General features: G+C 69.9%; 25 protein-coding genes. 20 read left to right on the top strand and 5 right to left on the bottom strand.

Annotated features, from left to right (window positions below; translation table 11 throughout):
* The first annotated feature begins 33 nt into the window (after nucleotides 1-33).
* The 3 genes from ABZ803_RS03855 to ABZ803_RS03845 all read left to right on the top strand — a co-directional run bounded on the left by ABZ803_RS03855 (nucleotide 34) and on the right by ABZ803_RS03845 (nucleotide 2518).
* Nucleotides 34-540 carry a DMT family transporter gene (locus ABZ803_RS03855; RefSeq protein WP_357032344.1) on the top strand — a complete coding sequence of 169 codons (507 nt, stop codon included), beginning with the start codon at nucleotides 34-36 and terminating at the stop codon, nucleotides 538-540.
* Nucleotides 541-641: 101 nt separating this feature from the next.
* Nucleotides 642-1175, top strand: a complete 534-nt coding sequence (locus ABZ803_RS03850; protein ID WP_357032341.1) for a DUF4334 domain-containing protein — start codon at nucleotides 642-644, stop codon at nucleotides 1173-1175.
* Nucleotides 1176-1291: 116 nt separating this feature from the next.
* Nucleotides 1292-2518 carry an FAD-dependent oxidoreductase gene (locus tag ABZ803_RS03845; RefSeq protein WP_357032338.1) on the top strand — a complete coding sequence of 409 codons (1227 nt, stop codon included), beginning with the start codon at nucleotides 1292-1294 and terminating at the stop codon, nucleotides 2516-2518.
* Nucleotides 2519-2534: 16 nt separating this feature from the next.
* Here the strand turns inward: ABZ803_RS03845 and ABZ803_RS03840 are convergent, their stop codons facing one another.
* Both ABZ803_RS03840 and ABZ803_RS03835 read right to left on the bottom strand, forming a co-directional pair.
* Entirely contained in the window at nucleotides 2535-3701 is a 1167-nt protein-coding gene (locus ABZ803_RS03840) for a serpin family protein (protein WP_357032335.1), read from the bottom strand.
* Between the two features lie 42 nt (nucleotides 3702-3743).
* Nucleotides 3744-4727 (bottom strand): zinc-binding dehydrogenase, encoded by a 984-nt coding sequence (locus ABZ803_RS03835; RefSeq protein WP_357032332.1) that lies wholly within the window; start codon nucleotides 4725-4727, stop codon nucleotides 3744-3746.
* Between the two features lie 84 nt (nucleotides 4728-4811).
* On the opposite strand from ABZ803_RS03835, the gene ABZ803_RS03830 reads away from it, so the two are divergent.
* On the top strand, nucleotides 4812-5387 hold the full coding sequence (locus ABZ803_RS03830) for a helix-turn-helix domain-containing protein (protein WP_357032329.1): 576 nt from the start codon (nucleotides 4812-4814) through the stop codon (nucleotides 5385-5387).
* Nucleotides 5388-5722: 335 nt separating this feature from the next.
* Here ABZ803_RS03830 and ABZ803_RS03825 read toward each other — a convergent pair whose 3' ends face one another.
* Both ABZ803_RS03825 and ABZ803_RS03820 read right to left on the bottom strand, forming a co-directional pair.
* Complete coding sequence (locus tag ABZ803_RS03825) at nucleotides 5723-6436, bottom strand: HD domain-containing protein (protein WP_062973589.1); 714 nt, start codon at nucleotides 6434-6436, stop codon at nucleotides 5723-5725.
* A 59-nt stretch (nucleotides 6437-6495) separates the two neighbouring features.
* Nucleotides 6496-7122 carry an alpha-ketoglutarate-dependent dioxygenase AlkB gene (locus ABZ803_RS03820; RefSeq protein WP_357032326.1) on the bottom strand — a complete coding sequence of 209 codons (627 nt, stop codon included), beginning with the start codon at nucleotides 7120-7122 and terminating at the stop codon, nucleotides 6496-6498.
* A gap of 351 nt (nucleotides 7123-7473) precedes the next feature.
* Between ABZ803_RS03820 and pyrR the strand changes: the two genes are divergently transcribed.
* The 13 genes from pyrR to ABZ803_RS03755 all read left to right on the top strand — a co-directional run bounded on the left by pyrR (nucleotide 7474) and on the right by ABZ803_RS03755 (nucleotide 23404).
* Nucleotides 7474-8106 carry a bifunctional pyr operon transcriptional regulator/uracil phosphoribosyltransferase PyrR gene (gene pyrR, locus ABZ803_RS03815; RefSeq protein ID WP_357032323.1) on the top strand — a complete coding sequence of 211 codons (633 nt, stop codon included), beginning with the start codon at nucleotides 7474-7476 and terminating at the stop codon, nucleotides 8104-8106.
* Nucleotides 8107-8146: 40 nt separating this feature from the next.
* Complete coding sequence (locus tag ABZ803_RS03810; RefSeq protein ID WP_357032320.1) at nucleotides 8147-9106, top strand: aspartate carbamoyltransferase catalytic subunit; 960 nt, start codon at nucleotides 8147-8149, stop codon at nucleotides 9104-9106.
* A gap of 70 nt (nucleotides 9107-9176) precedes the next feature.
* A complete protein-coding gene (locus tag ABZ803_RS03805) occupies nucleotides 9177-10505 on the top strand; it encodes a dihydroorotase (RefSeq protein WP_357032317.1) in 1329 nt (442 codons plus the stop codon).
* The gene (locus tag ABZ803_RS03800; RefSeq protein WP_357032314.1) at nucleotides 10505-11026 is read left to right on the top strand and encodes a transporter; all 522 of its coding nucleotides are present in this window, start codon (nucleotides 10505-10507) and stop codon (nucleotides 11024-11026) included. Before ABZ803_RS03805 ends, ABZ803_RS03800 begins: the two co-directional genes overlap by 1 nt.
* Nucleotides 11023-12135, top strand: a complete 1113-nt coding sequence (gene carA / locus ABZ803_RS03795) for a glutamine-hydrolyzing carbamoyl-phosphate synthase small subunit (RefSeq protein ID WP_040867561.1) — start codon at nucleotides 11023-11025, stop codon at nucleotides 12133-12135. The genes ABZ803_RS03800 and carA overlap by 4 nt, the downstream gene beginning before the upstream one ends.
* Nucleotides 12135-15443: a carbamoyl-phosphate synthase large subunit gene (carB, locus tag ABZ803_RS03790; RefSeq protein WP_357032311.1), complete on the top strand. Its 3309-nt coding sequence runs from the start codon at nucleotides 12135-12137 to the stop codon at nucleotides 15441-15443. The genes carA and carB overlap by 1 nt, the downstream gene beginning before the upstream one ends.
* A 25-nt stretch (nucleotides 15444-15468) precedes the next feature.
* The gene (pyrF, locus tag ABZ803_RS03785; RefSeq protein ID WP_357032698.1) at nucleotides 15469-16293 is read left to right on the top strand and encodes an orotidine-5'-phosphate decarboxylase; all 825 of its coding nucleotides are present in this window, start codon (nucleotides 15469-15471) and stop codon (nucleotides 16291-16293) included.
* A 568-nt stretch (nucleotides 16294-16861) separates the two neighbouring features.
* Nucleotides 16862-17182, top strand: coding sequence for an integration host factor, actinobacterial type (mihF, locus tag ABZ803_RS03780; protein WP_028476708.1), 321 nt, complete (start codon nucleotides 16862-16864; stop codon nucleotides 17180-17182).
* 8 nt (nucleotides 17183-17190) lie between these two features.
* Complete coding sequence (gene gmk / locus ABZ803_RS03775; RefSeq protein WP_062973597.1) at nucleotides 17191-17775, top strand: guanylate kinase; 585 nt, start codon at nucleotides 17191-17193, stop codon at nucleotides 17773-17775.
* A gap of 26 nt (nucleotides 17776-17801) precedes the next feature.
* The gene (gene rpoZ / locus ABZ803_RS03770) at nucleotides 17802-18083 is read left to right on the top strand and encodes a DNA-directed RNA polymerase subunit omega (RefSeq protein ID WP_039798918.1); all 282 of its coding nucleotides are present in this window, start codon (nucleotides 17802-17804) and stop codon (nucleotides 18081-18083) included.
* A 44-nt stretch (nucleotides 18084-18127) separates the two neighbouring features.
* Nucleotides 18128-19351 carry a bifunctional phosphopantothenoylcysteine decarboxylase/phosphopantothenate--cysteine ligase CoaBC gene (gene coaBC / locus ABZ803_RS03765; RefSeq protein WP_062973598.1) on the top strand — a complete coding sequence of 408 codons (1224 nt, stop codon included), beginning with the start codon at nucleotides 18128-18130 and terminating at the stop codon, nucleotides 19349-19351.
* Nucleotides 19352-19584: 233 nt separating this feature from the next.
* Nucleotides 19585-20796: a methionine adenosyltransferase gene (gene metK, locus ABZ803_RS03760; RefSeq protein WP_040867522.1), complete on the top strand. Its 1212-nt coding sequence runs from the start codon at nucleotides 19585-19587 to the stop codon at nucleotides 20794-20796.
* A gap of 88 nt (nucleotides 20797-20884) precedes the next feature.
* Nucleotides 20885-23404 carry a primosomal protein N' gene (locus ABZ803_RS03755; protein WP_357032696.1) on the top strand — a complete coding sequence of 840 codons (2520 nt, stop codon included), beginning with the start codon at nucleotides 20885-20887 and terminating at the stop codon, nucleotides 23402-23404.
* Between the two features lie 32 nt (nucleotides 23405-23436).
* On the opposite strand, the gene ABZ803_RS03750 is transcribed toward ABZ803_RS03755, so the two are convergent.
* On the bottom strand, nucleotides 23437-24279 hold the full coding sequence (locus ABZ803_RS03750; protein ID WP_357032306.1) for an NAD(P)H-binding protein: 843 nt from the start codon (nucleotides 24277-24279) through the stop codon (nucleotides 23437-23439).
* Nucleotides 24280-24355: 76 nt separating this feature from the next.
* On the opposite strand from ABZ803_RS03750, the gene ABZ803_RS03745 reads away from it, so the two are divergent.
* From ABZ803_RS03745 to ABZ803_RS03735, 3 genes are all read left to right on the top strand, one after another.
* On the top strand, nucleotides 24356-24934 hold the full coding sequence (locus tag ABZ803_RS03745) for a TetR/AcrR family transcriptional regulator (protein ID WP_357032303.1): 579 nt from the start codon (nucleotides 24356-24358) through the stop codon (nucleotides 24932-24934).
* Nucleotides 24935-25036: 102 nt separating this feature from the next.
* Nucleotides 25037-25690 carry a PadR family transcriptional regulator gene (locus ABZ803_RS03740; protein ID WP_062973602.1) on the top strand — a complete coding sequence of 218 codons (654 nt, stop codon included), beginning with the start codon at nucleotides 25037-25039 and terminating at the stop codon, nucleotides 25688-25690.
* A 60-nt stretch (nucleotides 25691-25750) separates the two neighbouring features.
* A complete protein-coding gene (locus ABZ803_RS03735) occupies nucleotides 25751-26758 on the top strand; it encodes an alpha/beta fold hydrolase (RefSeq protein ID WP_357032299.1) in 1008 nt (335 codons plus the stop codon).
* Nucleotides 26759-26762: the final 4 nt, after the last annotated feature.

Genomic DNA, 26762 nt, shown 5'->3' with positions numbered 1-26762 from the left:
CCATCCAAACTTCGCGCCCCCCGAGGATTCTCGATGACGGTTCAGACCGCCGAAAAGACCCGTGCCGCCCTGCCCCGCGCCACGATGGCACTCATCTTCGCATTCATTTTGGTTGGGGGTGCGCTGCGCTCCGTGGAAGCCGGATGCCAGAACTCCCTCAAACTCGCACTGAAGAATGTCTGGCTGTGCGGCGTGATCTCCTACGCCGTGGCATTCACGGGCTTCGCGATCTTTCTCACCGTGGCGCTGCTGGTTTCCTCCCGTCGGCCATGGCCGACGCGGCTCGATATCCGAAGCATGCCCCGATGGGCACCGTTCGGAGGTCTCCTCGGCGGGGCCGCGATCCTGGCGATGATCTCGGTGGCTTCCGATGTGGGCGCGGGGACCTTCAATGCCCTGATCATCGCGGGGCAGATGTTCGGTGCGCTCGCGATCGATCACTTCGGGCTGATGGGGTTCCCGCGGCGGGCGGTGAGCTCCAAGCGCATCGTGGCCTGTGTGATGATCATCGCCGGGATCTATCTCATGGCGACTTACTGACCACCCGCGCGAGGCACGCCCGGGACCTACCGATCTGCCGCGTTCTGAGAGACCGATAGGGTATCTCTCGCAACGTTGCCTCGCCGAGGGAAGTAGGAGACATGGCCACGAACGAGCTGACCGTGACGGACGTCCGCACCGCACAGGAGGCGTGGGCACTGTTCGACCGCCTCCCCGCGGCGCCGGTCGAGGAGATCACGACGGGGCGCTGGCGGGGAGAGGAACTGCACACGGGCCATCCGATGGACGGTGTTCTGGTGGCTTCGGGCTGGTACGGCAAGCAGTTCGACGGCCCCGATCACGTGCATCCGCTGCTGTTCACCTCGGGCGGCGAGGTTTTCCCGATCGATCCGCGCCGCGTTCCGCTCGGCCTGGCCGGGCGGGTGCCGCTGTCCGGCGTGCGCGCCCTGCGCAAACTGCTGCCTGCTCTCGCTCCCGCGCTGCGTACGCGCAAACCCACCGCGCGTCTGCGTGCGGTCGAATACCGCGGCGTGACGAGTGCCGCGATGGTCTACGACCACCTGCCGATCATCGATCACTTCCGGCGCGCCGACGAGCGCACCCTGCTCGGCGTGATGGATTTGCGCGGTATGGCCGAACCGTACTTCTTCGTCCTGCGCAGGGACATCGGCTAGACGGCCGCGGATCCGGTCGGCCGCAGCCGATCCGGATCCGGTGCCGCGCCCACCGCACTAGGATTTGCGCGACGGGCGAGACCTTGCGGGATGCGGCGACCGAGGAGGCGCAGTCGATGGAACGCACGACATGCCTGGTGGTCGGCGGGGGACCGGCCGGAATGTTCCTCGGGCTGCTGCTGGCCAGGGCCGGTGTCGAGGTCACGGTGCTGGAGAAGCACACGGATTTCATCCGTGACTTCCGCGGCGACACCGTGCATCCCACCACCCTCGATCTGATCGACGAACTGGGTCTCGGCGCCGAATTCGCGAAACTTCCCGCGCGCAAGGTGGATCAGGTGCAGTTGCCGATCGCCGGCGGCCTACAGACCCTCGCGACGCTGAAACACCTTCCGGGCAAGCACAAATACGTCGCCATGGTGCCGCAATGGGATCTGCTGGATCTGCTCGCGCGTGCCGCGGCGGCCGAGCCCACCTTCCGCCTGCGGATGAATACCGAGGCCACCGACCTGGTCTGGATCGACGGACGGGTCGGTGGCGTGGTCTACCGCACCGCCGACGGCGCGACCGGCTCGATCGAAGCCGACCTCACCGTGGCCTGCGACGGCCGCGGCTCCCTGCTGCGGGCGGCCGCGGGGTTGTCGGCACACACCTGGTCGACGCCCATGGACGTCTGGTGGTTTCGCCTGCCGCGCACCGAGATCGACCCCGCCGGCGCGCTGCCGATCGTCAGCGCCCGGCGGGTGGCGGTTCTGCTCGACCGCGGCGACTACTGGCAGTGCGCGACGTTGATCGCCAAGGGCGCTGACGAATCCGCCCGCCGCGGACCGGTCGAGGACATCATGCGCGGCCTGGCCGAGGCCGCGCCCTGGCTCCACGACCGGGTAGACGCCTTGTCCGGCTGGGACGAGGTCAAGCTGCTGGAAGTGAAACTCGACCGGCTGACCCAGTGGTACACCCACGGCCTGCTCTGCCTCGGAGACGCCGCCCACGCCATGTCACCCGCCGGTGGCGTCGGCATCAACCTGGCGGTTCAGGACGCCGTCGCCGCGGCGAGAATCCTCGCCCCGCCGCTGCTCTCGGGCGCGCTGCGGATCAGGGATCTGGCGAAGGTGCAGCGACGGCGCAGATTCCCGACCGTCGTGACGCAGGGCATGCAGCGACTCCTGCACGCCATCGCGATCGCTCCGGCCCTGGACGGGCGAATCGACATCGCGAGCGCTTCCCGCGCACCGCTGCCGGTTCGCATCCTGCGCCGCGTCCCCGTGATCCGCAGCGTGCCACCGTACTTGCTCGCTCGCGGCGTCTTGCCGGAGCACGCCCCGCACTTCGCCCGGCGGTAGCGGTCCGGCCGGGTGCTCAGGCCGGAACGTCGGGGGACGAGGCGGGCGGGGTCGCGATCCAGCCCGCGACGGCCACGAGACCGGTCGGGCGGTGTACGGCCAGAAAGCCGAAGGGACGGTCGAAGTTCACCGAGACGACGGGTGCGTGGTGGTGCCGCAGCGCCGCCGCTGCCGCGCGCAAAGCGAAGGACGTCACGGCGGCGGCCTCGAAGCCTTCATGGCTGAACCGGGCGAGGACCTCCTGCGCTCCTCGACCGACGCAGAGCGGGAGAGGCGAGATCGCCGGGAAATGGCCCTGGGTGCAGTCGGTCGCGGCGGTCAGGCCGAACAAGCCGGACGCGGTGAGCAGGTCATGGGTGGATCGGACCTCGAAGGATGGCAGCCGGATTCGCAGTTGACCGGCGCCGGTCGGCACCTGCTCGGTGCGCACGGCGAGGCCCGGGCCCTCGGTGCCGACCGGCAGGTCGGAGCGGACCGGCACGGCGCCGGCCAGCGCCGCCAGACCGGTTCCGAGGACGGTCCCGGATCTGCCGGTGCCGAGCAGCAGGTGGACGTCGAGGTCGGCCACACCTTCGACGACGACGCGCGTGACCGGCTGCGGCGCGTCCAGGATCGCGGCGTTCCCCAGGTCTGTGCTCGCGCGGGACAACCCGGGGCCGCGATGTCCCTGCCACGGACCGTCTTTCGGGGTCAGCGTCGCGACCTCGAAGGGCACCTGCCACCGGGTCTTCGCGACCAGCGCGGTGGCGAGCACCAGCAGTGTGCTGGGATCCACCGAGAGGGGGAACCGCTCGATGAGCCCGTCGGTATGCCGGGCCGCCCAGCTGTCGAGCTCGGCCTGGCCGGCCAGCCGGGCGAGAACTCCCTCGGGCAGCGCCTGCGACCAGGCTTCGTGCAGCGGAAGATCATGGCGCACCCACACGCCCAGTGCCGCCGACACCGCGTCCGCGCGCTGGAGGTCGTGCAGCAACCTGAGCGCTTCTTCCCGGGCGTTCGCCGCGGGTACGCCGATCGCCGTCGACAGTTCGTCCCGTGCCGGACCGTCCGCCGCGGAGGCGAGCAAGGCCAGCAGCGGCCAGACGCCCGCGCCGGACACCACGAAGTCTCGCTCGCCCGCCGCCGCGCACCAGCGTGCCGTGAGGGCGTTGGCGGCGCCGACATGGGATTCCAGAGAAGTCCGCACGGCACCCACCCTAGCCACGGCGGCGCGGGCTTCGCGCCGCTCTCAGGACGTGGCGGCTTCCGGACGCAGCACGATTTTGCCCAGCGGAGCCCGGTTCTCCAGCAGTCGATGCGCGTGACTCGCCTGGCCGAGCGGCAGGACCGTCTCGACCAGCGGATCGAGCCCACCCGCCGCCGCGCGGGCCAGCACGGCTGCGCGCGCCCGCGCGACTCGGTTCAGCCAGTCCGGCCCCGCGCAGCCGGTGAAGGTCAACCCGCGCATGATCAGGTCGGTCGCCGACACCTGCGCGGGTGCGCCGGACAGCCAGCCGTAGCCCAGCATGCGTCCGCGCAGCGGAGTCATGAGATCGAGGAGGCCGGACGCGCTCGCACCGCCGATCGAATCGAACACCACGTCCACCGTCGCCCCGCCGAGCGTTTCACGCAGTCGGGTGGTCCACGCGGGATCGTTGTGGTCGATCACTTCGTCGGCGCCCAGTTCGCGCGCCCGGGCCGCTTTCTCGGGACTGCCCGCGGTGCCGATGACGCGAGCCGCCCCGAATTCTCCGGCCAGTTGGGTCAGGGCGCTGCCGACGCCCGTGGCGGCCGCCTCGATCAGGACGGTTTCGACGCCCGTCAGCGCGGCGGTCTCCAGCAGTGGAATCGCCACCGATCCGTTCATCAGCACCGCGGCGGCGTCGACGAAGGACAGGCCGTCCGGAATGGGCGTCACGGAATCCGCGGGCGCGGCCACGAATTCGGCGTAGGCGCCGAAACCTCTGGTCGCCACCGCGACTCGCCGTCCGAGCAGCGCGGAATCGACCTGGGCGCCGACCTCCGTGACGATTCCCGCGGCCTGGAAACCGAAGATCAGCGGCGGTGGCGCGGCGAGCGGGAACTCGCCCGAGCGCAGCTTTGTCTCCGGGAACAGCACCGGTATCGCCTCGGTTCGGATCACCACCTCGTCCTCGGACGGTCGCGGCGCGGGGACCTCCTCGGCCACCAGCACGTCGGGGTCTCCTACTGCCGTCATTACGATTGCCTGCATCACGAACTCCATAAGTTGACTGGCGGTCCAATTGATTACCCGATCATATGGACCGTTGGTCAACTTGTCTAGAAGGCGGGTGCGATGGGCGACGGACGGCCGAGAGAACGGGCGGACGCGGCGCGTAATCGACGGGCGATCCTGGCGGCCACCAGCGCGCTGCTCGCGGAGCACGGCGCCGAGGCGATCACCATGGAACGCGTCGCGGCGGCCGCCGGAGTGGGCAAGGGCACCATCTTCCATCGCTTCGGCAACCGCGCCGGGCTCTTGCACGAGATGGTCGCCGAGAGCGCGCTCACGCTCATGGACGCGATCACCAACGGCCCACCGCCGCTGGGTCCCGGTGCGCCCGCCGATGCCCGCTTGATCGCCTACTTCGACGCGATGGCGCGGCTGGTGATCGACAATTCCGAGCTGATGGTCGCCTATCGCACCGAGCCGCCGCATCCGCGGACCGCCGAGTTCCACGCGTTCTGGGACAACCACATCACCACGTTGCTGCGCGAAGCACGTCCGGACCTGGACGCGGAAGTGGTCGGGCGGCTGCTGCTCGGCGCGTTGAGCGCCGAGTTGGTGCCTGCCATGGTCCGGGCCGGTGAGAGTGATCGGTTGCTGGCGGCGGTGCGGGAGTTGGTCGAGTCGGTGCTGCGCACGCCCTGACCGCTCAACGCTCCGCGCGTTGATCGCCCCGCGCGCCCGGGGCGGCGGCCATGGACCGCGTCGGCGCGTCGACAAGAGTTCGTCCGCGCCGGATCGGTACGGGTTGCGGGTCGGCATCGGAGGACGACCTGACGCGGTTCCGTGTGGAGGTGACCGGCCTGGGCGGTCAGGACTCCGGGTGGGCCAGGGTCGAGTGGATCATCGGCATCGGCGTTCTCGGCGATGGGCGGGTTGCACCATGACCCGGATCGGTTGCGTAAAAGGCTGTTCTCTGGATGCCCGGAGTTCGATTCCGTTGTGCCGCACTGTCTTCCGGTCCGGGGCCCGCGCGGCGATCAGTCCCGCGACAGGATGGCCTCGAAGCGTTCGTCCGCGCGGTCGAGTTGGTCGAGGATGTGCTGGCGGACGTGGTCGGCCAGCGGTGTGTCCGGCCGGGTGACCAGGTCGCGATAGACGTCGGTGAGCGGGCGGTATTTGGCGGCGAGCTTCGTCATCGCGGGACCGGTGGCGTAAAGGATGCCGACGCCGTTGTCGGTGAAATCGGAGAGTTTGATGACTCGGGCCCACGGGTCCCGGTCCAGGTTGGCCGCGACGTGTTCGCGGTACTGCGCCTGCCGGTCGCGCGCCGGATCCGGTTCGGGATTGGTCACCGCGGCGACGAGATCGGCCACTCGGGCTCCGAACCGATCGGTGAGTGCGTCCAGCGCGGCGTCGACGGCCGGGCCGGGGCGATCGGCGGCCAGTTCGGCGGCGTGGTCCTCGACCGAGTCGTGCAACAGCCCCGCCGCGACCACATCGGGATCACGGACCTCGTAGTGGCTGATGATCCGAATCGTCACGCGCAGTAGGTGACTGAGGTATGGCTCGCGACCGTACCGGTCGTCACGGTGCAGGTCGGCCGCGAGATCGAGCGCCGCGGCCAAGCGCTGTGTGTCCGGAAGCTCGGCGATTTCCAGTAGTAGTCGTTCCCGCAGCCCGGCTTCGCCGTAGACCTCGCTGATCGTGTGCAGCGGCATCACGGCCAAGACCCCCGCCCCTGGATTGCTCATGTTGCCAGGCTAACCGGACATGGCGACACGTGACGGGCGACGGAGCGCCCGGGGCCCGCTCAGCGGACGCCGCGTGGGCGGTACTGAATGCTGATCCGCGGACCGGTGGGTTTGCGTGTCTTCGGCACCGCGTGCTCCCAGGTGCGCTGGCACGAGCCGCCCATCACGAGTAGATCGCCGTGGCCGACAGCGTATTTGATGCTCGCGCCGCCGCCGCGCGGCCGCAGCAGCAGCGCCCGCGGCGCCCCGATCGACACGATCGCGACCATGGTGTCGTGTGTGGCCCCGCGGCCGATGTCGTCGCCGTGCCAGGCGACGCTGTCGCGCCCGTCCCGGTAGTAGCACAGGCCCGCGGTGCGGAACGGCTCGCCGAGTTCGTGCCGGTAGTGCTCGCTCAATGCCGCGCGGGCGTCGGCCAATGCCGGGTCCGGCAGCGGTTCGTGCTCGGCATAGAACCGCAGCAGCCGGGGCACGTCGACCACGCGGTCGTACATCGGCCTGCGCTCGGCTCTCCACGGCACCCGGTCGACGAGCCGGTCGAACAGCGCGTCGGCGCCCGAGAGCCATCCGGGCAGCAGATCCACCCAGGCCCCGTGGTCGAGCACGGTACGGCGCGTACCGCGCAGCGGCGCGAATTCGGTGTCGCCGAATCCGTCGAGCAGCGATCCCTGTAGCGGTGTGGACATGCGGCCGAGCGTACCGCTGATCGAACATATGTGCTAGCGGTTTTCAGCCATGATTGCCGAGTGTCGTGGTGCGGATCCGGCCGGTAGCTCGCCGGGTCCGGATGGCGGAACACTCTCCGGGCCTGGGACGATCCGGTAGCGCCGCTCGGTCGCCCGGCGGCTCCGGGCAGCTGGGAACTCGGCCTCATTCTCGCGGTCCCCAGTAGCGCGCGATCGCGTCCCCCGCGGCGGTCAGTGGCCCCGCTCACAGCGTGATATGCCTGGTGAAAGCGGGGCTGACGGCGCTGATACGCTGCTTGCCGTAAGACATCCTTTAACGGACCGTCCGGTGAGGCGGGGAAGGAGGTCGGCATGGCCGTGCCCGAAGAGCGGGCCGCCAAGTCCGGCGCTGCCGAGACATCGCAGCGACATACCCCGGGGTGGGTGGCGGCGGGGCGAGAGCTGTTGTCGGCTTCGGATGTCGGGCGGACCGTCGCGCGCATCGCGCACCAGATCATCGAGAAGACCGCGCTGGACGCGGGTGAGCCGGACGCGCCGCGGCTGGTGCTGATCGGCATCCCCACCCGGGGAACCACCCTGGCGGCGCGGCTCACCGAGAAGATCGAGGAATTCTCCGGCGTCCGTCCGGCTCTGGGCTCGCTGGACATCACCCTCTACCGCGACGATCTGCGCAGCCGTCCGCACCGGCCGCTGGAACGCACCTCCGTTCCGGAAGGCGGCATCGAGGACGCGCTGGTGGTTCTGGTCGACGATGTCCTGTTCTCCGGTCGCACCGTTCGCTCCGCGCTCGACGGCCTGCGCGACCTGGGCCGTCCGCGCGCGGTGCAGCTGGCGGTGCTGATCGACCGCGGTCACCGGGAACTGCCGATCCGCGCCGATTACGTGGGTAAGAACGTACCGACCAGCCGGTCCGAGGACATCTCGGTCCTGCTGTCCGAGCACGACGGCCGCGACGGCGTCTACCTGCACCAGGAGGAGGCGTGATGGAACTGCCACACGCCGGCTCGCGGCAGGAGGCATGCGCGTGAGGCATCTGCTGTCGGTCGCCGCGCTGGATCGCGCCGCCGCGACCGAACTGCTCGACGAGGCCGAGCGGTTCGAACAGGCCCTACTCGGCCGCGAGGTACACAAACTGCCCACGCTGCGTGGGCGCACCGTGATGACGGTCTTCTTCGAGAACTCCACCCGGACCCGGGTCTCGTTCGAGGTGGCGGGCAAGTGGATGAGCGCGGACGTGATCAACGTCAGCGCGAGCAGTTCCTCGGTCGCCAAGGGTGAGTCTTTGCGCGACACCGCGCTGACCCTGCACGCCGCCGGCGCCGACGCGTTGATCGTGCGACACCCGGCGTCCGGCGCCGCGCACCAGATCGCCCGCTGGATGGACGAGTGGGCGGTCTCGGCAGGCCGCACCTCCGGCCCGGCGGTCGTCAACGCGGGTGACGGAACACACGAGCACCCCACCCAGGCCCTGCTGGACGCGTTGACGCTGCGGCAGCGGCTGGGCGACATCGAGGGCAAACGGGTCGTCATCGTCGGCGACATCCTGCACAGCCGGGTCGCACGGTCCAACGTCTTCCTGCTGGCCACGCTCGGCGCGGAGGTGGTGCTGGTCGCCCCTCGCACGCTGCTTCCGGTCGGCGTGGAGAGCTGGCCCGCCCGCGTCTCGCACCATTTGGACGCCGAACTGATCGGCGCCGACGCGGTGCTGATGCTGCGCGTGCAGGCCGAGCGGATGAACGGCGGGTTCTTCCCGTCGGCGCGCGAGTACTCGATCACCTACGGGTTGTCCGAACGCAGGCTGGCCCTGCTGGAGGACCACGCCGTCGTGCTGCACCCCGGACCGATGCTGCGCGGCATGGAGATCGCGTCCTCGGTCGCGGACTCGCCGAAAGCCGCGGTGCTGCAACAGGTCACCAACGGCGTGCACCTGCGGATGGCGGTCTTGTTCCGCCTGCTCGTCGGGACACAGGAGGTAGTGGCATGAGCGGTCAGGCCCGGAGGAGGCAGCGCAGCGTGACCACGCAGGGCCCCGCTCGTGCCGGAGAGGACGCAGCATGAGCGGAAACAACGACACCGCTGTCTTGATCAAGGGTGCGCTGCTGTACGGCGAAGGCGAACCGGTCGACGTGCTCGTCGCCGATGGGGAGATCCGCCGGATCGGCACCGATCTGGACGCGGTCGACGCCGAGATCATCGACGCGCGGGGGCAGGTTCTGCTGCCCGGCTTCGTCGATCTGCACACCCATCTGCGTGAGCCGGGCCGCGAGGACACGGAGACCATCGAATCCGGATCCGCCGCCGCCGCGCTCGGCGGCTACACCGCGGTGTTCGCGATGGCCAATACCGCTCCGGTCGCCGACTCGGTGGTCGTGACCGACCACGTATGGCGGCGCGGCCGGGAGGTGGGCCTGGTCGATGTGTATCCGGTCGGCGCGGTCACCGTCGGCTTGGAGGGCAAGCAGCTCGCCGAGATGGGGACGATGGCCGCGGGCGTCGGCGCGGTGCGCATGTTCTCCGACGACGGCCATTGTGTCTACGACCCGCTGATCATGCGCCGCGCCCTGGAGTACGCGAATTCGCTCGGTGTGCTGATCGCCCAGCACGCGGAGGAGCCGAGGCTGACCCAGGGCGCCATCGCGCACGAGGGACCGACCGCGGCCCGGCTCGGGTTGGCGGGCTGGCCGCGCGCCGCGGAGGAGTCCATCGTCGCGCGCGACGCCCTGCTGGCACGGGACGCCGGCGCCCGGGTGCACATCTGCCACGCCTCCACCGCGGGCACCGTGGAACTGGTGCGGTGGGCGAAGTCCCAGGGCATCTCCATCACGGCCGAGGTCACCCCGCACCACCTGCTGCTGGACGACTCCCGGCTGGAGACCTACGACGCGGTCAACAAGGTCAACCCGCCGCTGCGCGAGGCGTCCGACGCCGCCGCGCTGCGGCAGGCGCTGGCCGAGGGCGTCATCGACTGCGTCGCCACCGACCACGCTCCGCACGCCGAGCAGGACAAGTGCTGCGAGTTCGCCGCTGCCCGGCCCGGCATGCTGGGACTGGAGACGGCGCTGTCGATCATCGTGCAGACCATGGTCGAGCCGGGGCTGCTGGACTGGCGCGGCGTCGCCCGCGTGATGAGCGAGCGCCCGGCCGCGATCGTGGGTCTGGACGAGCACGGCAGGCCGCTCGAGGTCGGTGAGCCGGCGAACTTGACGCTGGTCGACCCGAAGGCGAGCTGGACGGTGCGCGGGAAGGAACTGGCCAGCATCTCGAACAACACGCCGTTCGAGGCGATGACCTTCCCGGCGCGGGTGACGGCGACGCTGCTGCGCGGCCGGGTCACCGCCCGCGACGGCAAGGCGCTGGGCGCAGCTCTTCGAGGAGGTTCGTAGTGGAGAGAACGCTCTGGGTTGCCGGGCTGCTGATCCTGTTCGCGGTCTGCCTCTGGCTGATGTACCGGGGGTGGCGCAACCGCGCGGCACGTCAGGCGGAGCGCATCGGCGCGCTGCCCGCCGTGCCCGCCGAGCTCGGTGCGCAGGTGCTGGAGCCGACCACCGGCCTGTACCTGGGCAGCACGATCGCGCCCAGCTGGCAGGACCGGATCACGGTGGGCGACCTGGGTTTCCGGGCCACCGCGGAACTCACGCGGTTCGAACGGGGGATTCTGCTCGAGCGCGACGGCGCGACGGTGATCTGGATTCCGCAGGAATCCATCACGGCGGTGCGCACCGAACGCGGCCACGCGGGCAAAGTGATGACGGAAGATGGTGTGCTGGTCATTCGCTGGAAGCTGCCGACCGGAACCGAGATCGATACGGGTTTCCGCGGCGACGACAAGTCGGTCTACCCGGCTTGGCGCCGGCTTCCTGCGGCGGATCAGAGCGGCACGATGACGGGAGATGACGAGGGATGACAGGAGAAGCGGCATTCGTGCTGGAGGACGGCCGGGTGTTTCGCGGCCGGGCCTACGGCGCCGTGGGCCAGACGCTCGGTGAGGCGGTGTTCTGTACCGCGATGACCGGGTACCAGGAGACCCTCACCGACCCGTCCTACCACCGGCAGATCGTGGTGGCCACCGCGCCGCAGATCGGCAACACCGGCTGGAACGACGAGGACGACGAGTCCACCAAGATCTGGGTCGCCGGGTACGCGGTGCGCGACCCCGCGCGGCGCGCGTCCAACTGGCGCGCCACCACGACGCTGCCGGACGAACTGGAGCGGCAGCGCATCGTCGGCATCGCGGGCATCGACACCCGCGCGCTGGTGCGGCACCTGCGCACCCGCGGTTCGATGAAGGCGGGCATCTTCTCCGGTGACGCGCTCGCCGCCCCCGACGAGCTGGTGGCCCGGGTGACCGGGCAGCCGTCCATGCTGGGCGCCGACCTCGCGGGCGAGGTGACCACCGATGCGCTGTACACGATCGAGCCCGACGGCGAGCACCGGCGCACGGTCGTGGCGGTCGACCTCGGGATCAAGACCAATACTCCGCGCATGTTCGCGCAGCGCGGCATGCGGGTGCACGTGGTGTCCTCGTCCACCACGCTGGATCAGATCCTCGAACTGAAGCCGGACGGGGTCTTCCTGTCCAACGGCCCGGGCGACCCGGCCACCGCCGACACCGCGGTCGAGCTGACCCGCGGCGTGCTGGGCGCGGGCCTGCCGCTGTTCGGCATCTGCTTCGGCAACCAGATCCTCGGCCGCGCGCTCGGCCGGGGCACCTACAAGATGAAGTTCGGTCACCGCGGCATCAACATCCCGGTGGTGGAGCACGAGACCGGCCGGATCTCGATCACGGCGCAGAACCACGGGTTCGCGCTGGAGGGTGAGCGGGGCGAGCGGTTCGACACCCCCTTCGGCACGGCCGAAGTCAGTCACGTCTGCGCCAACGACGGCACGGTCGAAGGCGTCCGGCTGGTCGACGGCCGCGCCTTCTCCGTGCAGTACCACCCGGAGGCCGCCGCCGGACCCCACGACGCCGCATATCTGTTCGACCGTTTCGCCGGTCTCATGGAAGGAGCCTGATGCCTCGCCGCGAGGATCTCGAGCACATCCTGGTGATCGGTTCTGGCCCGATCGTCATCGGCCAGGCGTGCGAATTCGACTACTCCGGCACGCAGGCGTGCCGGGTGCTGCGGGCCGAGGGCCTGCGGGTGTCGCTGGTCAATTCGAACCCGGCGACGATCATGACCGACCCGGAGTTCGCCGACGCCACCTACGTGGAGCCGATCACGCCGGAGTTCGTGGAAAAGGTCATCGAGAAGGAGCGCCCCGACGCCATCCTGGCCACCCTGGGCGGCCAGACCGCGCTGAACACCGCGGTCGCACTGCATGAGCGCGGGGTGCTGGAGAAGTACGGCGTGGAGCTGATCGGCGCCGACTTCGACGCCATCCAGCGCGGTGAGGACCGGCAGAAGTTCAAGGACATCGTGGCGAAGGTGGGCGGCGAGAGCGCCCGCTCGCGGGTCTGCTTCACCATGGACGAGGCCCGCGAGACGGTCGCCGAACTCGGCTACCCGGTGGTGGTGCGCCCGTCGTTCACCATGGGCGGCCTCGGGTCGGGCATGGCCTACAACGAGGCGGACCTCGATCGCATCGCGGGCGGCGGGCTGGCCGCCTCGCCCACCGCGAACGTCCTCATCGAGGAGTCCATTCTCGGCTGGAAGGAATACGAGCTCGAGCTGATGCGCGACGGCCGCGACAACGTCGTGGTGGTCTGCTCGATCGAGAACGTGGACCCGATGGGCGTGCACACCGGCGACTCGATGACCGTCGCCCCCGCGATGACGCTCACCGACCGCGAGTACCAGAAACTGCGCGATCTCGGCATCGCGATCCTGCGCGAGGTCGGCGTGGACACCGGCGGCTGCAACATCCAGTTCGCGGTGAACCCGAGCGACGGCCGCCTGATCGTCATCGAGATGAACCCCCGCGTCTCGCGCTCGTCCGCGCTGGCGTCGAAGGCGACGGGCTTCCCGATCGCGAAGATCGCCGCCAAACTGGCCATCGGGTACACGCTCGACGAGATCGTCAACGACATCACCAAGGAGACGCCGGCCTGTTTCGAGCCGACCCTCGACTACGTGGTCGTCAAGGCGCCGCGGTTCGCGTTCGAGAAGTTCCCCGGCGCCGACGGCACGCTGACCACCACGATGAAGTCCGTCGGCGAGGCGATGTCGCTGGGCCGCAACTTCGCCGAGTCGCTGGGCAAGGTGCTGCGTTCGCTGGAGACCAAGGCCGCGGGCTTCTGGACCCAGGACGACGGCGCGTGGACCGACGTCGAAGCGATCCTGGAGGATCTGCGCACGCCCACCGAGGGGCGCATCTACCAGGTCGAGCGCGCGCTGCGCCTGGGCGCGAGCATCGAGGACGTCGCCGCCGCCTCGGGCATCGACCCGTGGTTCGTCGCGGAAGTGGCGGGCTTGGTCGAGCTGCGCCGGGAGATCCTCGACGCGCCCGTGCTGGATGAGCCGCTGCTGCGCCGGGCCAAGCACTACGGCCTGTCCGATCGTCAGCTGGCCGCGCTGCGGCCCGAGCTGGCGGGGGAGACCGGCGTGCGCGCCCTGCGGCACCGGCTCGGTGTCCGCCCGGTGTTCAAGACCGTCGACACCTGCGCCGCCGAGTTCGAGGCCAAGACGCCCTACCACTACTCGGCCTACGAGCTCGATCCCGCCGCCGAATCCGAGGTGGCGCCGCAGCCCGAGCGCGAGAAGGTGATCATCCTCGGTTCCGGGCCGAACCGGATCGGCCAGGGCATCGAGTTCGACTACTCGTGCGTGCACGCGGCGCAGACACTGTCGCAGGCCGGATACGAGACGGTGATGGTCAACTGCAACCCCGAGACCGTCTCCACCGACTACGACACCGCCGATCGTCTCTACTTCGAGCCGCTGACCTTCGAGGACGTGCTCGAGATCTACCACGCCGAGTGCGAGTCGGGCACCGTCGCGGGCGTCATCGTGCAGCTGGGCGGGCAGACGCCGCTCGGACTGGCGCAGCGCCTCACCGAGGCGGGCGTGCCGGTGGTCGGCACCAGCGCGGCCGCCATCGACCTGGCCGAGGACCGCGGCGAGTTCGGCGATGTGCTGGTCGCGGCCGGGCTGCCCGCGCCGAAGTACGGCACCGCCACCACGTTCCCGCAGGCCAGCAAGATCGCCGCGGAGATCGGATACCCGGTGCTGGTGCGTCCGTCGTACGTGCTCGGCGGCCGCGGCATGGAGATCGTGTACGACGAGAAGTCCCTGGAGGGCTACATCTCCCGCGCGACCGCGCTCAGCCCGGAGCACCCGGTGCTGGTCGACCGCTTCCTGGAGGACGCGATCGAGATCGATGTCGACGCGCTGTGCGACGGTGAGGAGGTCTACCTCGGCGGCGTGATGGAGCACATCGAGGAGGCGGGCATCCACTCCGGCGACTCGGCCTGCGCGCTGCCCCCGATCACGCTGGGCCGCAGCGACATCGAGGCGGTGCGCCGCTCCACGATCGCGCTGGCCAAGGGCATCGGCGTCCGCGGCCTGCTCAACGTGCAGTACGCGCTCAAGGACGACGTGCTCTACGTCCTGGAGGCCAACCCGCGGGCGAGTCGGACCGTCCCGTTCGTGTCCAAGGCGACCGCGGTGCCGCTGGCCAAGGCCGCCGCACGGATCATGCTCGGCGCCACCATCGCCGAACTCCGTAAGGAGGGCATGCTGCCGAGCGAGGGCGACGGCGGGCACGTCCCGCTGGACGCTCCGGTCGCGGTCAAGGAGGCCGTGCTGCCGTTCCACCGCTTCCGGCGCGCCGACGGCAGCGGCGTGGATTCGCTGCTGTCGCCGGAGATGAAGTCCACCGGCGAGGTGATGGGCATCGACGCCGATTTCGGCACCGCCTTCGCCAAGAGCCAGACCGCCGCTTATGGATCGCTGCCCACCGAGGGCACCGTGTTCGTCTCGATCGCCAACCGGGACAAGCGCGCGATGGTCTTCCCGGTGAAGCGCCTGCACGATCTCGGCTTCCGCATCCTCGCCACCGAGGGCACGGCGGAGATGCTGCGCCGCAACGGGATTCCGTGCGAGCAGGTACGCAAGCACTCCGAGGTGGGTCCGGACGACCAGCCTACGATCGTGGAGCAGATCCGCGACGGTGAGGTCGACATGGTGTTCAACACGCCCTACGGCAACTCCGGGCCCCGCGTGGACGGCTACGAGATCCGCAGCGCGGCGGTCGGGGTGAACATCCCGTGCATCACCACCGTGCAGGGTGCGGCGGCCGCGGTGCAGGGCATCGAGGCCAGCATCAACGGCGGCATCGGTGTGCGGTCCCTGCAGGAACTGCACTCGGTGCTGCGTGGGTGAGCCGCGACCGGACGGAGTGGGCGAGATGAAGACCTTCGGCGAGCGCTTGCGGCACGCGATGCGGGACTTCGGGCCCGTCTGCGTCGGGATCGACCCGCACCCGCAACTGCTGCGGTCCTGGGGCCTTCCCGAGGACGTCGAGGGCCTCGAGCGCTTCGCCGAGATCTGCGTCGAGGCCTTCGACGGTCTGGTCGCGCTGGTCAAGCCGCAGGTCGCGTTCTTCGAGGCCTACGGCTCCGGCGGTATCGCCGTGCTGGAGCGTGCCATCGAGGTGCTGCGCGCCTCGGGCACGTTGGTACTCGCCGACGCCAAGCGCGGCGACATCGGGTCCACCATGGACGCCTATGCGCGGACCTGGCTGGCCGACGGTCCGCTCGCGTCCGACGCGGTAACGGTCTCGCCGTACCTCGGATTCGGTTCGCTGGCGCCCGCGCTGACCCTAGCCGAGGCCAACGGCCGCGGCGTCTTCGTGCTCGCGGCGACGTCGAATCCCGAGGGAGCGCAGGTGCAGCGGGCGGTCGGGGCGGACGGCCGCGCGGTCGCGCAGACGATGGTCGACGAGGCCGCGGCCCGCAACGCGGGCAGCGAGTTCGGTTCGGTGGGCGTGGTGGTCGGCGCCACGCTGCGCGAGGCGCCGGACCTGTCCGCGCTCAACGGTCCGATCCTGATGCCAGGGGTAGGCGCTCAGGGCGGCGGCCCGGACACGATCCGCGAGCTGGTTCCCGAGCCGATGCTCGGGGCCGTCCTGCCGAACGTCTCGCGCGAGCTGCTGCGCGCGGGTCCTGACGTCCCGGCACTGCGTGCCAGGGTGCACGAATTCCAGGACGCGTTCGCGTTTCTGCAGAAATGACCACGAAGGCCGGCGCACCCGCGCCGGCCTTCGGTCTTTCCGAGGCGCGTGCGCGTGCAGCTGTACTCACACACGCGGCCTTACCGGTGCCTGTGCGCTCTCCTGCGCCGATTTCGGCGCTCATCGGTGCTCGGCTGGGCACTTGCCTGCTGGACCGGCGTACAGGGCCGCGAACCGGCACCGGATGCCGCGCCGAGCGGGCCGAATGTCTCTGATGTGACGCCCGACACGCGGGAAGAACTCGCGACACGCGGAAAATTTCGAGAAAGTTCCTGGTAGGGCGCGTGAGGGGTTGCTGGAACGATGCGCTGCGCTACCGCAACCCTCCCGCAAACCACTCGGTTTGCCGAAAACGCCCTGCTGGCGGCGTGTTTCGCGAATCCCGCAGCGCGCTCCGCGCGGTGGCGCGGGCGGGTCGGGCGACGCACCCCCCGAGTGTCGTCGGTATCCGGAATCATGCGCTGACCTGGGGGGTGGGTTCGCAATCGGCGGACGTCGTGGGTACGGTCGCTGAGACTGCTGGGTTACCGGCAGGAGTTGATGCAATGAACGATGAGACGGAGGAACCGTGGCCCTTCCCCAGCTGACTGACGAGCAGCGCGCCGCTGCTTTGGAGAAGGCGGCTGCCGCTCGCCGCGCTCGGGCGGAGCTCAAGGAGCGCTTGAAGCGTGGCGGCACCAACCTGAAGCAGGTCCTCACCGATGCCGAGACCGATGAGATCCTCGGCAAGATGAAGGTGTCGGCGCTGCTGGAGGCCCTGCCGAAGGTGGGCAAGGTCAAGGCGGCGGAAATCATGAGCGAGCTGGAGATCGCCCCCACCCGGCGGCTGCGCGGACTCGGCGACCGGCAGCGCAAGGCGCTGCTCGCCCGGTTCGACTTCGACGCCTGACGACTAGGGTGATCGAACACACGCGGAAGGGTCGACTGGTAGTACTGGTCGGCCCCTCGGCCGTGGGCAAGTCCACCGTGGTCCGCTGTGTCCGCGAACGGCTGCCCGACCTGGTCTTCAGCGTGTCGGCAACGACCCGGGCCCCGCGGCCCGGGGAGGTCGACGGCCTCGACTACCGCTTCGTCTCCCGTGCGGAGTTCGACGCGATGATCGAGGCGGACGAGCTGCTCGAGTGGGCTGACATCCACGGCGGGTTGCAGCGGTCGGGCACCCCCGCCGGGCCGGTGCGCGCCGCTCTGGCGGAGGGCCTTCCGGTCCTGGTCGAAGTGGATCTCGAGGGCGCGCGGTCGGTGCGCCGGGCCATCCCGGAAGCCATCCTGGTCTTCCTGGCCCCGCCGAGCTGGGACGAACTGGTGGCGCGGCTGACCTCGCGCGGCACCGAGTCACCCGAGGTGATCGAGCGCCGCCTGGAAACGGCCAGGATCGAGCTGGCCGCCTGTGACGAGTTCGACATCGTTATCGTGAACGACGAGGTGACCAGCGCCTGTGAGCAGTTGGTATCGTTGTTCGTTAGCACAAATTCGAGTTCGTGACCTCCCAAACACCAGGAGTCCCCCTAGTGAGCAGTACGGACACCAAGACCGCGCCCGCCTACGACACCCCGGTCGGCCTGACCAACCCGCCGATCGACGAGTTGCTGGAGCGCACGTCGTCCAAGTACGCCCTGGTCATCTACGCGGCCAAGCGGGCCCGGCAGATCAACGACTACTACAACCAGCTCGGCGACGGCATCCTCGAGTACGTCGGCCCGCTGGTCGAGCCGGGTCTGCAGGAGAAGCCGCTGTCGGTCGCGCTGCGTGAGATCCACTCCGACCTGCTCGAGCACTCCGAAGGCGAGTGAGGCGAACCGCGTTCGCCCGTGACCACGACTAGGCCGGAGGCGTAGTGACCACAAGGATCGTCGTCGGCGTAGCCGGAGGGATCGCCGCCTACAAGGCGTGCTCTCTGGTCCGGCGGTTCACCGAGACCGGACACGACGTCCGGGTGATCCCCACCCACTCGGCGCTGGAGTTCGTCGGCAAGGCGACCTTCGAAGCACTGTCCGGGAACCCGGTGCACACCGGTGTGTTCTCCGACGTGCCCGAGGTCCCGCATGTTCGGCTGGGCCAGGAGGCGGACCTGGTGGTCATCGCCCCGGCGACCGCCGACCTCATGGCCCGCGCCGCCTCCGGCCGCGCCGACGACCTGCTCACCGCCACGTTGCTGACGGCCCGATGTCCGATCTTGTTCGCGCCCGCGATGCACACCGAGATGTGGGAGCATCCGGCGACCGTCGCCAACGTCGCGACGCTGCGCGCCCACGGCGCGATCGTCATGGAGCCCGCGGCGGGGCGGCTCACCGGCGCCGACACGGGTCCCGGACGGCTGCCCGAGCCCGAGGAGATCTTCGGCCTCGCGTCGCTGCTCATGGAGCGCGCCGACGCGATCCCGCGGGATCTGGAGGGCCGCCGGGTCGTCATCACGGCGGGCGGCACCAGGGAACCGCTGGATCCGGTGCGTTTCCTCGGCAATCGCAGCTCCGGCAAGCAGGGTTACGCGCTCGCGAGGGTCGCGGCCCAGCGCGGCGCCCACGTCACCCTGATCGCGGGCAACACGATCGAGATGGCGGCACCGGCCGCCGTCGACCTGGTGCACATCACCACCGCCGAACAGCTGAAGACCGCCGTCGACAAGCACGCCGCCGGCGCCGACGCGGTGATCATGGCCGCGGCGGTCGCCGATTTCCGGCCGACCAACGTCGCCGCCGCCAAGATCAAGAAGGGCGCGGGCGAGCCCGACGTCATTCCGCTGACCAAGACCGACGACATCCTCGCCGGATTGGTGCAGGCGCGCCGCGACGGGCAGTTGCCCGGCACCGCGATCGTCGGCTTCGCCGCCGAGACCGGTGACGAGCACGGCGACGTGCTCACCCACGCGCGGGCCAAGCTCGCCCGCAAGGGCTGCGACCTGCTCGTGGTCAACGCGGTCGGTGAGGGCAAAGCGTTCGAGGTGGACACCAACGACGGCTGGCTGCTCGGCGCGGACGGCACCGAGCAGGCGCTCGACCACGGTTCGAAGGCATTGCTGGCCAGCCGTGTGCTCGACGCGCTGAGTGGGTTGCTGCGCTGAGCCGGGTGGCCGGCCTGCCGGGATTGCCATCCGATCCGTCGTTCGTTCGCGGCGTCGTCATTCTTTCGGCATCGCCGGGACACCGGGAATTCAGCAGTCCGGGGCGGCTTTGTAGTTGAGGTCCGCCCTGTCGGTGATTTGGAATAGTCTGGAATGTAAGGGTTGCGCAGGCGCGACATGGCGTTACTGTCGCAAGCCGATACGAGTAACCCGTTGAGGGAGAGGGAACAACTGTGCGCACGTCCGGGAGCCGGCTTTTCACCAGTGAGTCCGTGACCGAAGGTCATCCGGACAAAATCTGTGATGCCATCAGCGATTCCATTCTCGACGCGTTGCTCGCGGAGGATCCGCGCAGCCGGGTCGCGGTGGAAACCCTCGTGACGACCGGCCAGGTCCATGTCGCGGGTGAGGTCACCACGTCGGCGTACGCCGATATTCCCCGTATTGTCCGGGAAAAGGTCCTGGAAATCGGATATGACTCGTCCGCGAAGGGATTCGACGGAAATTCCTGCGGTGTGAATATCGCGATCGGCGCGCAGTCGCCGGATATCGCCCAAGGTGTGGACACCTCGCACGAGGCCCGGGTCGGCGGCTCCGACGACGAGATCGAGCGGCAGGGCGCGGGCGATCAGGGCTTGATGTTCGGCTACGCCACCAAGGACACCCCCGAGCTGATGCCGCTGCCGATCGCGCTCGCGCACCGGCTGTCGCGCCGCTTGACCGAGGTGCGCAAGTCCGGCGTGCTGCCCTACCTGCGTCCGGACGGCAAGACCCAGGTCACCATCGAGTACGACGGCGATCGCCCGGTCCGCCTGGACACGGTGGTCGTGTCCACCCAGCACGCCGCCGACATCGACCTGGACAACCTGCTCGCGCCCGACATCCGCGAGAAGGTCCTCGAAGCGGTGCTCGCCGACCTCGAGGTGCCCTCGCTGGACACCTCGAACGTCCGCCTGCTGGTCAACCCCACCGGCAAGTTCGTGCTCGGTGGTCCGATGGGCGACGCGGGCCTGACCGGCCGCAAGATCATCGTCGACACCTACGGCGGCATGGCCCGCCACGGTGGTGGCGCCTTCTCCGGAAAGGACCCGTCCAAGGTCGACCGCTCGGCCGCCTACGCCATGCGTTGGGTCGCGAAGAACGTGGTCGCGGCCGATCTGGCCGATCGGGTCGAGGTCCAGGTGGCCTACGCGATCGGCAAGGCGGCTCCGGTCGGGTTGTTCGTCGAGACCTTCGGTACCGAGAAGGTCGACCCTGCGCGCATCTCCACCGCGATCACCGAGGTCTTCGACCTGCGCCCCGGCGCGATCATCCGCGACCTCGACCTGCTGCGCCCGATCTACGCGCCGACCGCCGCGTACGGCCACTTCGGCCGCACCGACGTCGACCTGCCGTGGGAGCACACCGACCGCGCGGACAAGCTGCGCGCGGCCGTCGGACTCTGACCTCGATCAGGTCCGAGTGAACGCACCCGCGGCGGGCACCCCCGCCACCGAGGCGGACCGTCCGGCCGCGGGTCCCGCGGGCGCGGAGCTGCCGATCGCCCGGGTGCTCCCTCTGCTGTCGCCCGCGCATCTCGACCGCGACTTCGACTACCTGGTGCCCCCCGAGCTGGACGAGATCGCCCAGCCGGGGGTCCGGGTGCGCGTCCGTTTCGCCGGCCGGTTGGTCGACGGTTACCTTCTCGCACGCTCCGCGCACAGCGATCACGGCGGCAAACTGGTCGAACTCGAACGCGTCGTCTCCGGCGAACGCGTGCTGACGCCGGAAATCCTGGAGCTGGCCGGCAAGGTGGCGGCCCGTTACGCGGGCACGCGCGCCGACGTCCTGCGTCTGGCCATTCCACCGCGCCACGCCCGAACCGAGACCGGCGGTGCGAAGAAGTCGTCTGAGGCACAGGTTGATTCCGTCGGGTCTACGGCTCCTGCTGCCGCGGCGGACCCCGGTGCGTCCGCGAGTGTCGTCGAAGCCGGAGAACGCTGCACGGCAACGGATTCCGTGCGGCCAGCCATAGTGACCGCCGCAGCCGCAGACGTTCTCCCCGGTTCGCACTCCTCGGATTCCCCAGTGCCGCAAGCCGAATCGGCGGTTGCGGGCCACGCAGCCCCGGGGGTGGACACCGAACCCGTCAGCGCGCCCGGATCGGATGCTGATCCCGACACCGTGAGCATGGGCACCGCGCGACAGGAGCACCGGCCAGAGGCGGGCGCCGGAGGGTCCTCGAAGCCGCTTGAATCGCCTTCGGGCGAGGGGCGTATCGGTGTCGGGCGGGGCGCAGGGGCCGTGCGGCAGGCGCCGTCATCGGAGGCGGGCGCCGGAGGGTCCTCGAAGCCGCTTGATCCGCCTTCGGGCGAGGGGCGTATCGGTGTCGGGCAGAGCGCGGAGCCTCGCGGCGGCGCCACGAACCAGGAGGCGGTATCGCCGGAACTTTCGGCCGTCGACCTCGCGGCCTGGGAGCGTTATGTGCACGGCCCGGCGTTCGTCGGTGCGCTCGCGCAAGGGAAAGGGGCGCGGGCGGCTTGGCAGGCGCTGCCCGGTGAGGACTGGCCGCGCCGGCTGGCGGAGCTCGCTGCGTTGGTGGCCCGGCAGGGACGCAGCGCGATCCTCATGGTCCCGGACCAACGCGACCTCGACCGAGTGCTGGCGGAATGCACTGGGCTGGTGGGGGATACGGCCGTCGGGCTAGCCGCCGGTCTCGGACCCGCGGCACGCTACCGGCGCTGGCTGGCGGTGCTGCGCGGTTCGGCGCGGGTTGTGGTCGGCACGCGCAGCGCGGTGTTCGCACCGGCGGCGAACCTCGGGCTGATCGCGCTGTGGGACGACGGCGACGACACCTACGCCGAGCCACGCGCACCGTATCCACACACGCGTGAGGTGGCGATGTTGCGAGCGCACGAGACCGGTGCGGCATTCGTCGCGGCGGGTTTCGCGCGGACCGCGGAGATCCAAGCGGTGGTCGATTCCGGCTGGGCGCACGATCTGGTCGCCGATCGCGCGGTGCTGCGCAAGAACGCACCGCGGATCAGCGCCCCTGGTGACAGCGACCTCGCCCTGGAGCGCGATCCGGTCGCCCGTGCCGTCCGGATTCCCGGCGTCGCCTTCGCGGCCGCTCGTTCCGCGCTGAAGGAGGGGGCGCCGGTGCTGGTGCAGGTGCCACGCCGCGGTTACATCCCCGCGCTGGCCTGCGGGAAGTGCCGCACTCCGGCCCGATGCAGGCACTGCAACGGGCCGCTGGCGCTGCCGGAGACCCGCGGATCGGCAGCGGAAAGCGCCGCCGCCGCCGCGCACAGCCCCGCTTGCCGTTGGTGCGGGATCACCGAGGCGGCGTTCCGTTGCACCACCTGCGGCTCGCGCGCGCTGCGGGCCGTGGTGATCGGGGCGGCGCGTACGGCGGAGGAGCTCGGCCGCGCCTTTCCCGGCGTGCCCATCCGTGGCTCCGGGGGCGGCGCCGTGCTCGATACCGTTGAGCCGGGCCCGCAAGTGGTCGTCGCCACGGTCGGTGCCGAACCCTTGGTCCCCGGCGGGTACGGCGTCGCACTGTTGCTCGACGGCTGGGCCTTGCTCGGGCGCGCCGACCTGCGGGCCGCCGAGGACGCACTGCGCCGCTGGATGGCCGCCGCGACGCTGGTCCGCGCGCACGGCCAGGTCATCGTCGTGGCCGAACCTTCGATCCCCACCGTGCAGGCGCTGGTCCGGTGGGACCCGGTGGGCGCGGCGCGTGCGGAGGTCGCGGCCCGGGCCGAGGTCGGCTTCCCGCCCGCGGTCCGGCTCGCCGCGATCGACGGCACCGCCGAGAGCATCGCCGAATTGCTCTCGGCGGCGGATCTGCCCGCGACGGTCGACCGCCTCGGCCCGGTGCCGCTGCCGGACGGCGCTCGCAAGCCCTTCTCCGCCGAGGATTCGCCCGCCGAAGTCGAACGTCTGCTGCTGCGGGTCGAGCGCCGCTCCGGAGCGGCGCTCGCGGCTGCACTGCGCGCGGCCCAGGCGATTCGCAGCACGCACCGCTCCGACGCCCCCCTTCGCGTGCAGATCGACCCGGTCGACATCGGCTGACAAGCCACCGGCCATCCGCCCTGCCGGACGCGTCAGGCGAAGGCCGCCCGATTGCGGACCGCCCACTCGGCGTACTTCGCGGCGGGCCGCCCCAGCACACGCGGCACATCGGGGCTGATCAGCTGTTCGGCGGGTGTCGGTTCGCCGAGGATCGTCAGCGTGTGCTCGACCACCGGTTCGGGCATGAAGTCGAGCATCGCCGAATGGGCTTGCGCCCGAGTCAATTCCATGAATCCGAGCGGCTCGCCCAGCGCCGCACCGAGTGCTTCGGCCTGGGCTCGCGGGGTGGCGAGTTCGGGTCCGGTCAGGGTGTAGACCTGTCCGGCGTGCCGTTCGTCGCGCAATGCGGCCGCCGCGACGGCGGCGATATCGGCCGGATCGATCGAGGGCAGGCCGATATCGCCGAACGGCGCGGCGACCATACGCTGCGTGCGTACCGAATCCGCCCACGCGTAGGTATTGGAGAAGAACCCGGCCGGTCGCAGGAAGGTCCAGGCCAGGCCGGAGTCCCTGATCGCCTGCTCGTAGGCGACGAGCCGGGCATAGCCCGCCGCGTCGGGGCGGGTGGCCACTCCCTGCGAGGACACGAAGACGACGCGCCGCACGCCTCCGGCCGCGGCGACTTTCAGCACCTGTTCAGGATCGGGGCCTGCCACCAACTGCTCACCGGTGATCAGGAGAAACAGGGTGTCGGCTCCCGACAGGGCAGGGGAGAGGCTTTCCGGCCCGCCGAGGTCGGCCCGAACCGACCGGACGCCGTCGGGCAGCGAGAGGTCCGCATGGCGGGCGACCGCTGTCACCTCCTCGCCCGCGGCCGACAGCGAGCGCACGAGGGGCGCGCCGATATTTCCGGTGGCTCCGGTGACCACAATCATCGTCGTTTCTCCTTAGTTAGTTGACTGACTAAACACAACATAGCCGGTCGGCGACGCGTTGTCTACAGTTAGTTGTGTGACTGACTCAGTGACGGAAACCAGGCCGAGTAAGCGTCAGCGGCTGGTCGAGGCGGCCGTGCGGGTGTTCTACCAGCAGGGTGTGGAGAAGACGACGATCGCCGACATCGCCCGCGCCGCCGATGTTCCGGTCGGCAACGTCTACTACTACTTCAAGACGAAAGACCAGCTCATCGAAGCGGCGATCGGCTCGCACGCGCACATTCTCGATGCCGTGATCGCCGCGAGCGATCGCCACGAGACACCGTCGGAGCGACTGAAGGCTCTGATCGCGGGCTGGGTCGCCGATCGTGAGCAGACCGTGCGGTACGGCTGCCCGTTCGGCACCTTGTCCTCGGAGTTGGACAAGCGTGGCGACGGGTTGGACACCGCGGCCGCCGATGTGATGCGCGTGCTGGTGGATTGGGCCGAACGGCAGTTCGCCGCGATGGGGCGCGCCGACGCGAGGGAGCTCGCGATCGCCTATGTCGCGGCATATCAAGGAATCTCGTTGCTCACCAACACCTTTCGCGATCCAGAACTCATGGTCACCGAGGGCGCGCGGCTATCGCGCTGGATCGACTCGCTGGTGAGCTGACCTCCCCGCCCGGCCCGGTTACGAAATCGAGCCTTGCGTTCGATGCATTGCCGATATATCGTCGATAGCATGAAACAAACACGAGAGCCTTGGGAGGCTGACATGGAATACCGAGAAGATCGAGAATTCGGCCGGCGTGGCCGCGGGCCGCTGCCCGGGCCCGAGGGCTTCGAACACCGGCTGCGCTTCCGCCGCGGTGGACGCCACGGTTTCGGCCCCGAGTTCGGGCCGGGATTCGGTCCCGGCTTCGGCCCTGGCTTCGGCCCGCAATTCGGTCGCGGACGCGGCCGTGGCGGTCGGGGCAGGCGCGGTGACGTGCGCGCCGCTGTGCTGCTGTTGCTCGCCGAGCAGCCCATGCACGGCTACGAACTCATCCAGCAGATCCGCGAGCGCAGCAACGACATCTGGAGGCCGAGCCCCGGATCGATCTATCCCGCGCTCGCGCAGCTGGAGGACGAGGGCCTTGTCCTCATCGAGAAGGTCGCCGGGCGCAAGACCGCCAAGCTCACCGAGACCGGTAACGAGTACGTAGCCGCGCACCGGGACGAGCTCGGCGATCCGTGGGCGGACGTGCAGCAGGACGTCGGAGCCCAGGCGATGGACCTGCGCGGACTCGTGGGGCAGCTGATGGGGGCGGTCGCGCAGGTCGCGGCTGCGGGTACCCCGCAGCAGGCGGCGCGTGCGGCGGAGTTGCTCACCGAGACCCGCAAGTCCCTCTACCGGATCCTCGCCGAGGACGAGACCCCCGAGAAGTAGGGGAGGCGAAACACCCCGATACCGCGAGCATTTCGAGCCGATCGGAGCGATCATTGTGAGATGCGACAGTCGAGTCGAGCGGAAGCTTGGGGTAGTTCACACTTGCGTCGCGCCGTGCTGGCCCTGGTGGTCGCCGGCGCGGCCGCGCTGGGCCCGGGTGTGGCGTCGGCCGAGCCGTCCGGCCTTCGCCCGCCCGACGTGCCGACGAACCCCGCTCCGCCGCAGTCCGACCACCTCGCCGCCGCGTGGTATCAGAAAAGCCATCCGAACGCGGTCCCGAGCGGCACCAACGACTTCGGATGCGTTCCCAGCGCCCGGCATCCCCATCCGTTGGTGCTCGCGCACGGAACCGACTCCTCAGCGTATTCCGATTGGTCGGGGATAGCGCCGCGCCTGACCGCGGCCGGCTTCTGCGTGTTCGCGCTGAACTACGGCGGCAAGCCCGGCGCGGACAGTTACGGTACCGAGGATCTGGTGCTCAGCGCCTATCAGATCGGCGCGTTCGTCGATCAGGTGCTCGCGGCCACCGGCGCGGGCCAGGTCGATCTGATCGGATTCTCCCAGGGCGCCAATGTCACTCGGTACTACGTCAACAAGCTGGGTGGTGCGCCCAAGGTGGGTCAGTGGGTCGGCCTCGCGTCCCCCACCTACGGCGGTGTGATGTACGGGCTGGTGCCGGTCGCCCAGGCGATCCCCGGCGCGTTGCAGGCGTTCGCCCAGGTGACCTCGCTCGCCGCCGTGCAGCAGGCCGAGGGGTCGCCGACCATGCTCGACCTCAACGCGGGCGGCGACACGGTGCCCGGGGTGCGATACGTGACCATCGGCAGCCGCGTCGACGAGATGATCCAGCCGTTCGAGAACATCGCGCTGCGCGGGCCCGGCGCGCGGAACATCGCCCTGCAGGACCTGTGTCCCGCCGATCTCACCGGGCACTTCCACATGGTGTACGACCCGTTCGTGCAGGAGTTGCTGCTCACGGTGCTGGCTCCGGGCAGTCCGGCGCCGGTGTGCCGGCCGGTCCCGATCGGCACCGGCATTCCCGAGGTGATCATCGCGGGCAATTCCTGAGGAA

Source organism: Nocardia sp. NPDC047648, from assembly GCF_040642815.1.
In the GTDB taxonomy this organism is placed as follows: Bacteria; Actinomycetota; Actinomycetes; order Mycobacteriales; family Mycobacteriaceae; genus Nocardia; species Nocardia gamkensis.
Note: the sequence above shows the minus strand (reverse complement) of the source record. Positions and strands in the feature narration are given on the sequence as shown.

Bases quoted from the DNA above. Each gene is read 5' to 3' on its own strand.
- ABZ803_RS03740 (WP_062973602.1), top strand. From the start codon at position 25,037: ATGGAATACCGAGAAGATCGAGAATTCGGCCGGCGTGGCCGCGGGCCG.
- ABZ803_RS03820 (WP_357032326.1), bottom strand. From the start codon at position 7,122: ATGTCCACACCGCTACAGGGATCGCTGCTCGACGGATTCGGCGACACC.
- ABZ803_RS03835 (WP_357032332.1), bottom strand. From the start codon at position 4,727: ATGCAGGCAATCGTAATGACGGCAGTAGGAGACCCCGACGTGCTGGTG.
- pyrF (WP_357032698.1), top strand. From the start codon at position 15,469: ATGAAGACCTTCGGCGAGCGCTTGCGGCACGCGATGCGGGACTTCGGG.
- ABZ803_RS03805 (WP_357032317.1), top strand. From the start codon at position 9,177: ATGAGCGGAAACAACGACACCGCTGTCTTGATCAAGGGTGCGCTGCTG.
- carB (WP_357032311.1), top strand. From the start codon at position 12,135: ATGCCTCGCCGCGAGGATCTCGAGCACATCCTGGTGATCGGTTCTGGC.
- ABZ803_RS03855 (WP_357032344.1), top strand. From the start codon at position 34: ATGACGGTTCAGACCGCCGAAAAGACCCGTGCCGCCCTGCCCCGCGCC.
- ABZ803_RS03845 (WP_357032338.1), top strand. From the start codon at position 1,292: ATGGAACGCACGACATGCCTGGTGGTCGGCGGGGGACCGGCCGGAATG.
- ABZ803_RS03735 (WP_357032299.1), top strand. From the start codon at position 25,751: ATGCGACAGTCGAGTCGAGCGGAAGCTTGGGGTAGTTCACACTTGCGT.
- pyrR (WP_357032323.1), top strand. From the start codon at position 7,474: ATGGCCGTGCCCGAAGAGCGGGCCGCCAAGTCCGGCGCTGCCGAGACA.
- ABZ803_RS03830 (WP_357032329.1), top strand. From the start codon at position 4,812: ATGGGCGACGGACGGCCGAGAGAACGGGCGGACGCGGCGCGTAATCGA.
- ABZ803_RS03850 (WP_357032341.1), top strand. From the start codon at position 642: ATGGCCACGAACGAGCTGACCGTGACGGACGTCCGCACCGCACAGGAG.
- carA (WP_040867561.1), top strand. From the start codon at position 11,023: ATGACAGGAGAAGCGGCATTCGTGCTGGAGGACGGCCGGGTGTTTCGC.
- ABZ803_RS03750 (WP_357032306.1), bottom strand. From the start codon at position 24,279: ATGATTGTGGTCACCGGAGCCACCGGAAATATCGGCGCGCCCCTCGTG.
- ABZ803_RS03825 (WP_062973589.1), bottom strand. From the start codon at position 6,436: ATGAGCAATCCAGGGGCGGGGGTCTTGGCCGTGATGCCGCTGCACACG.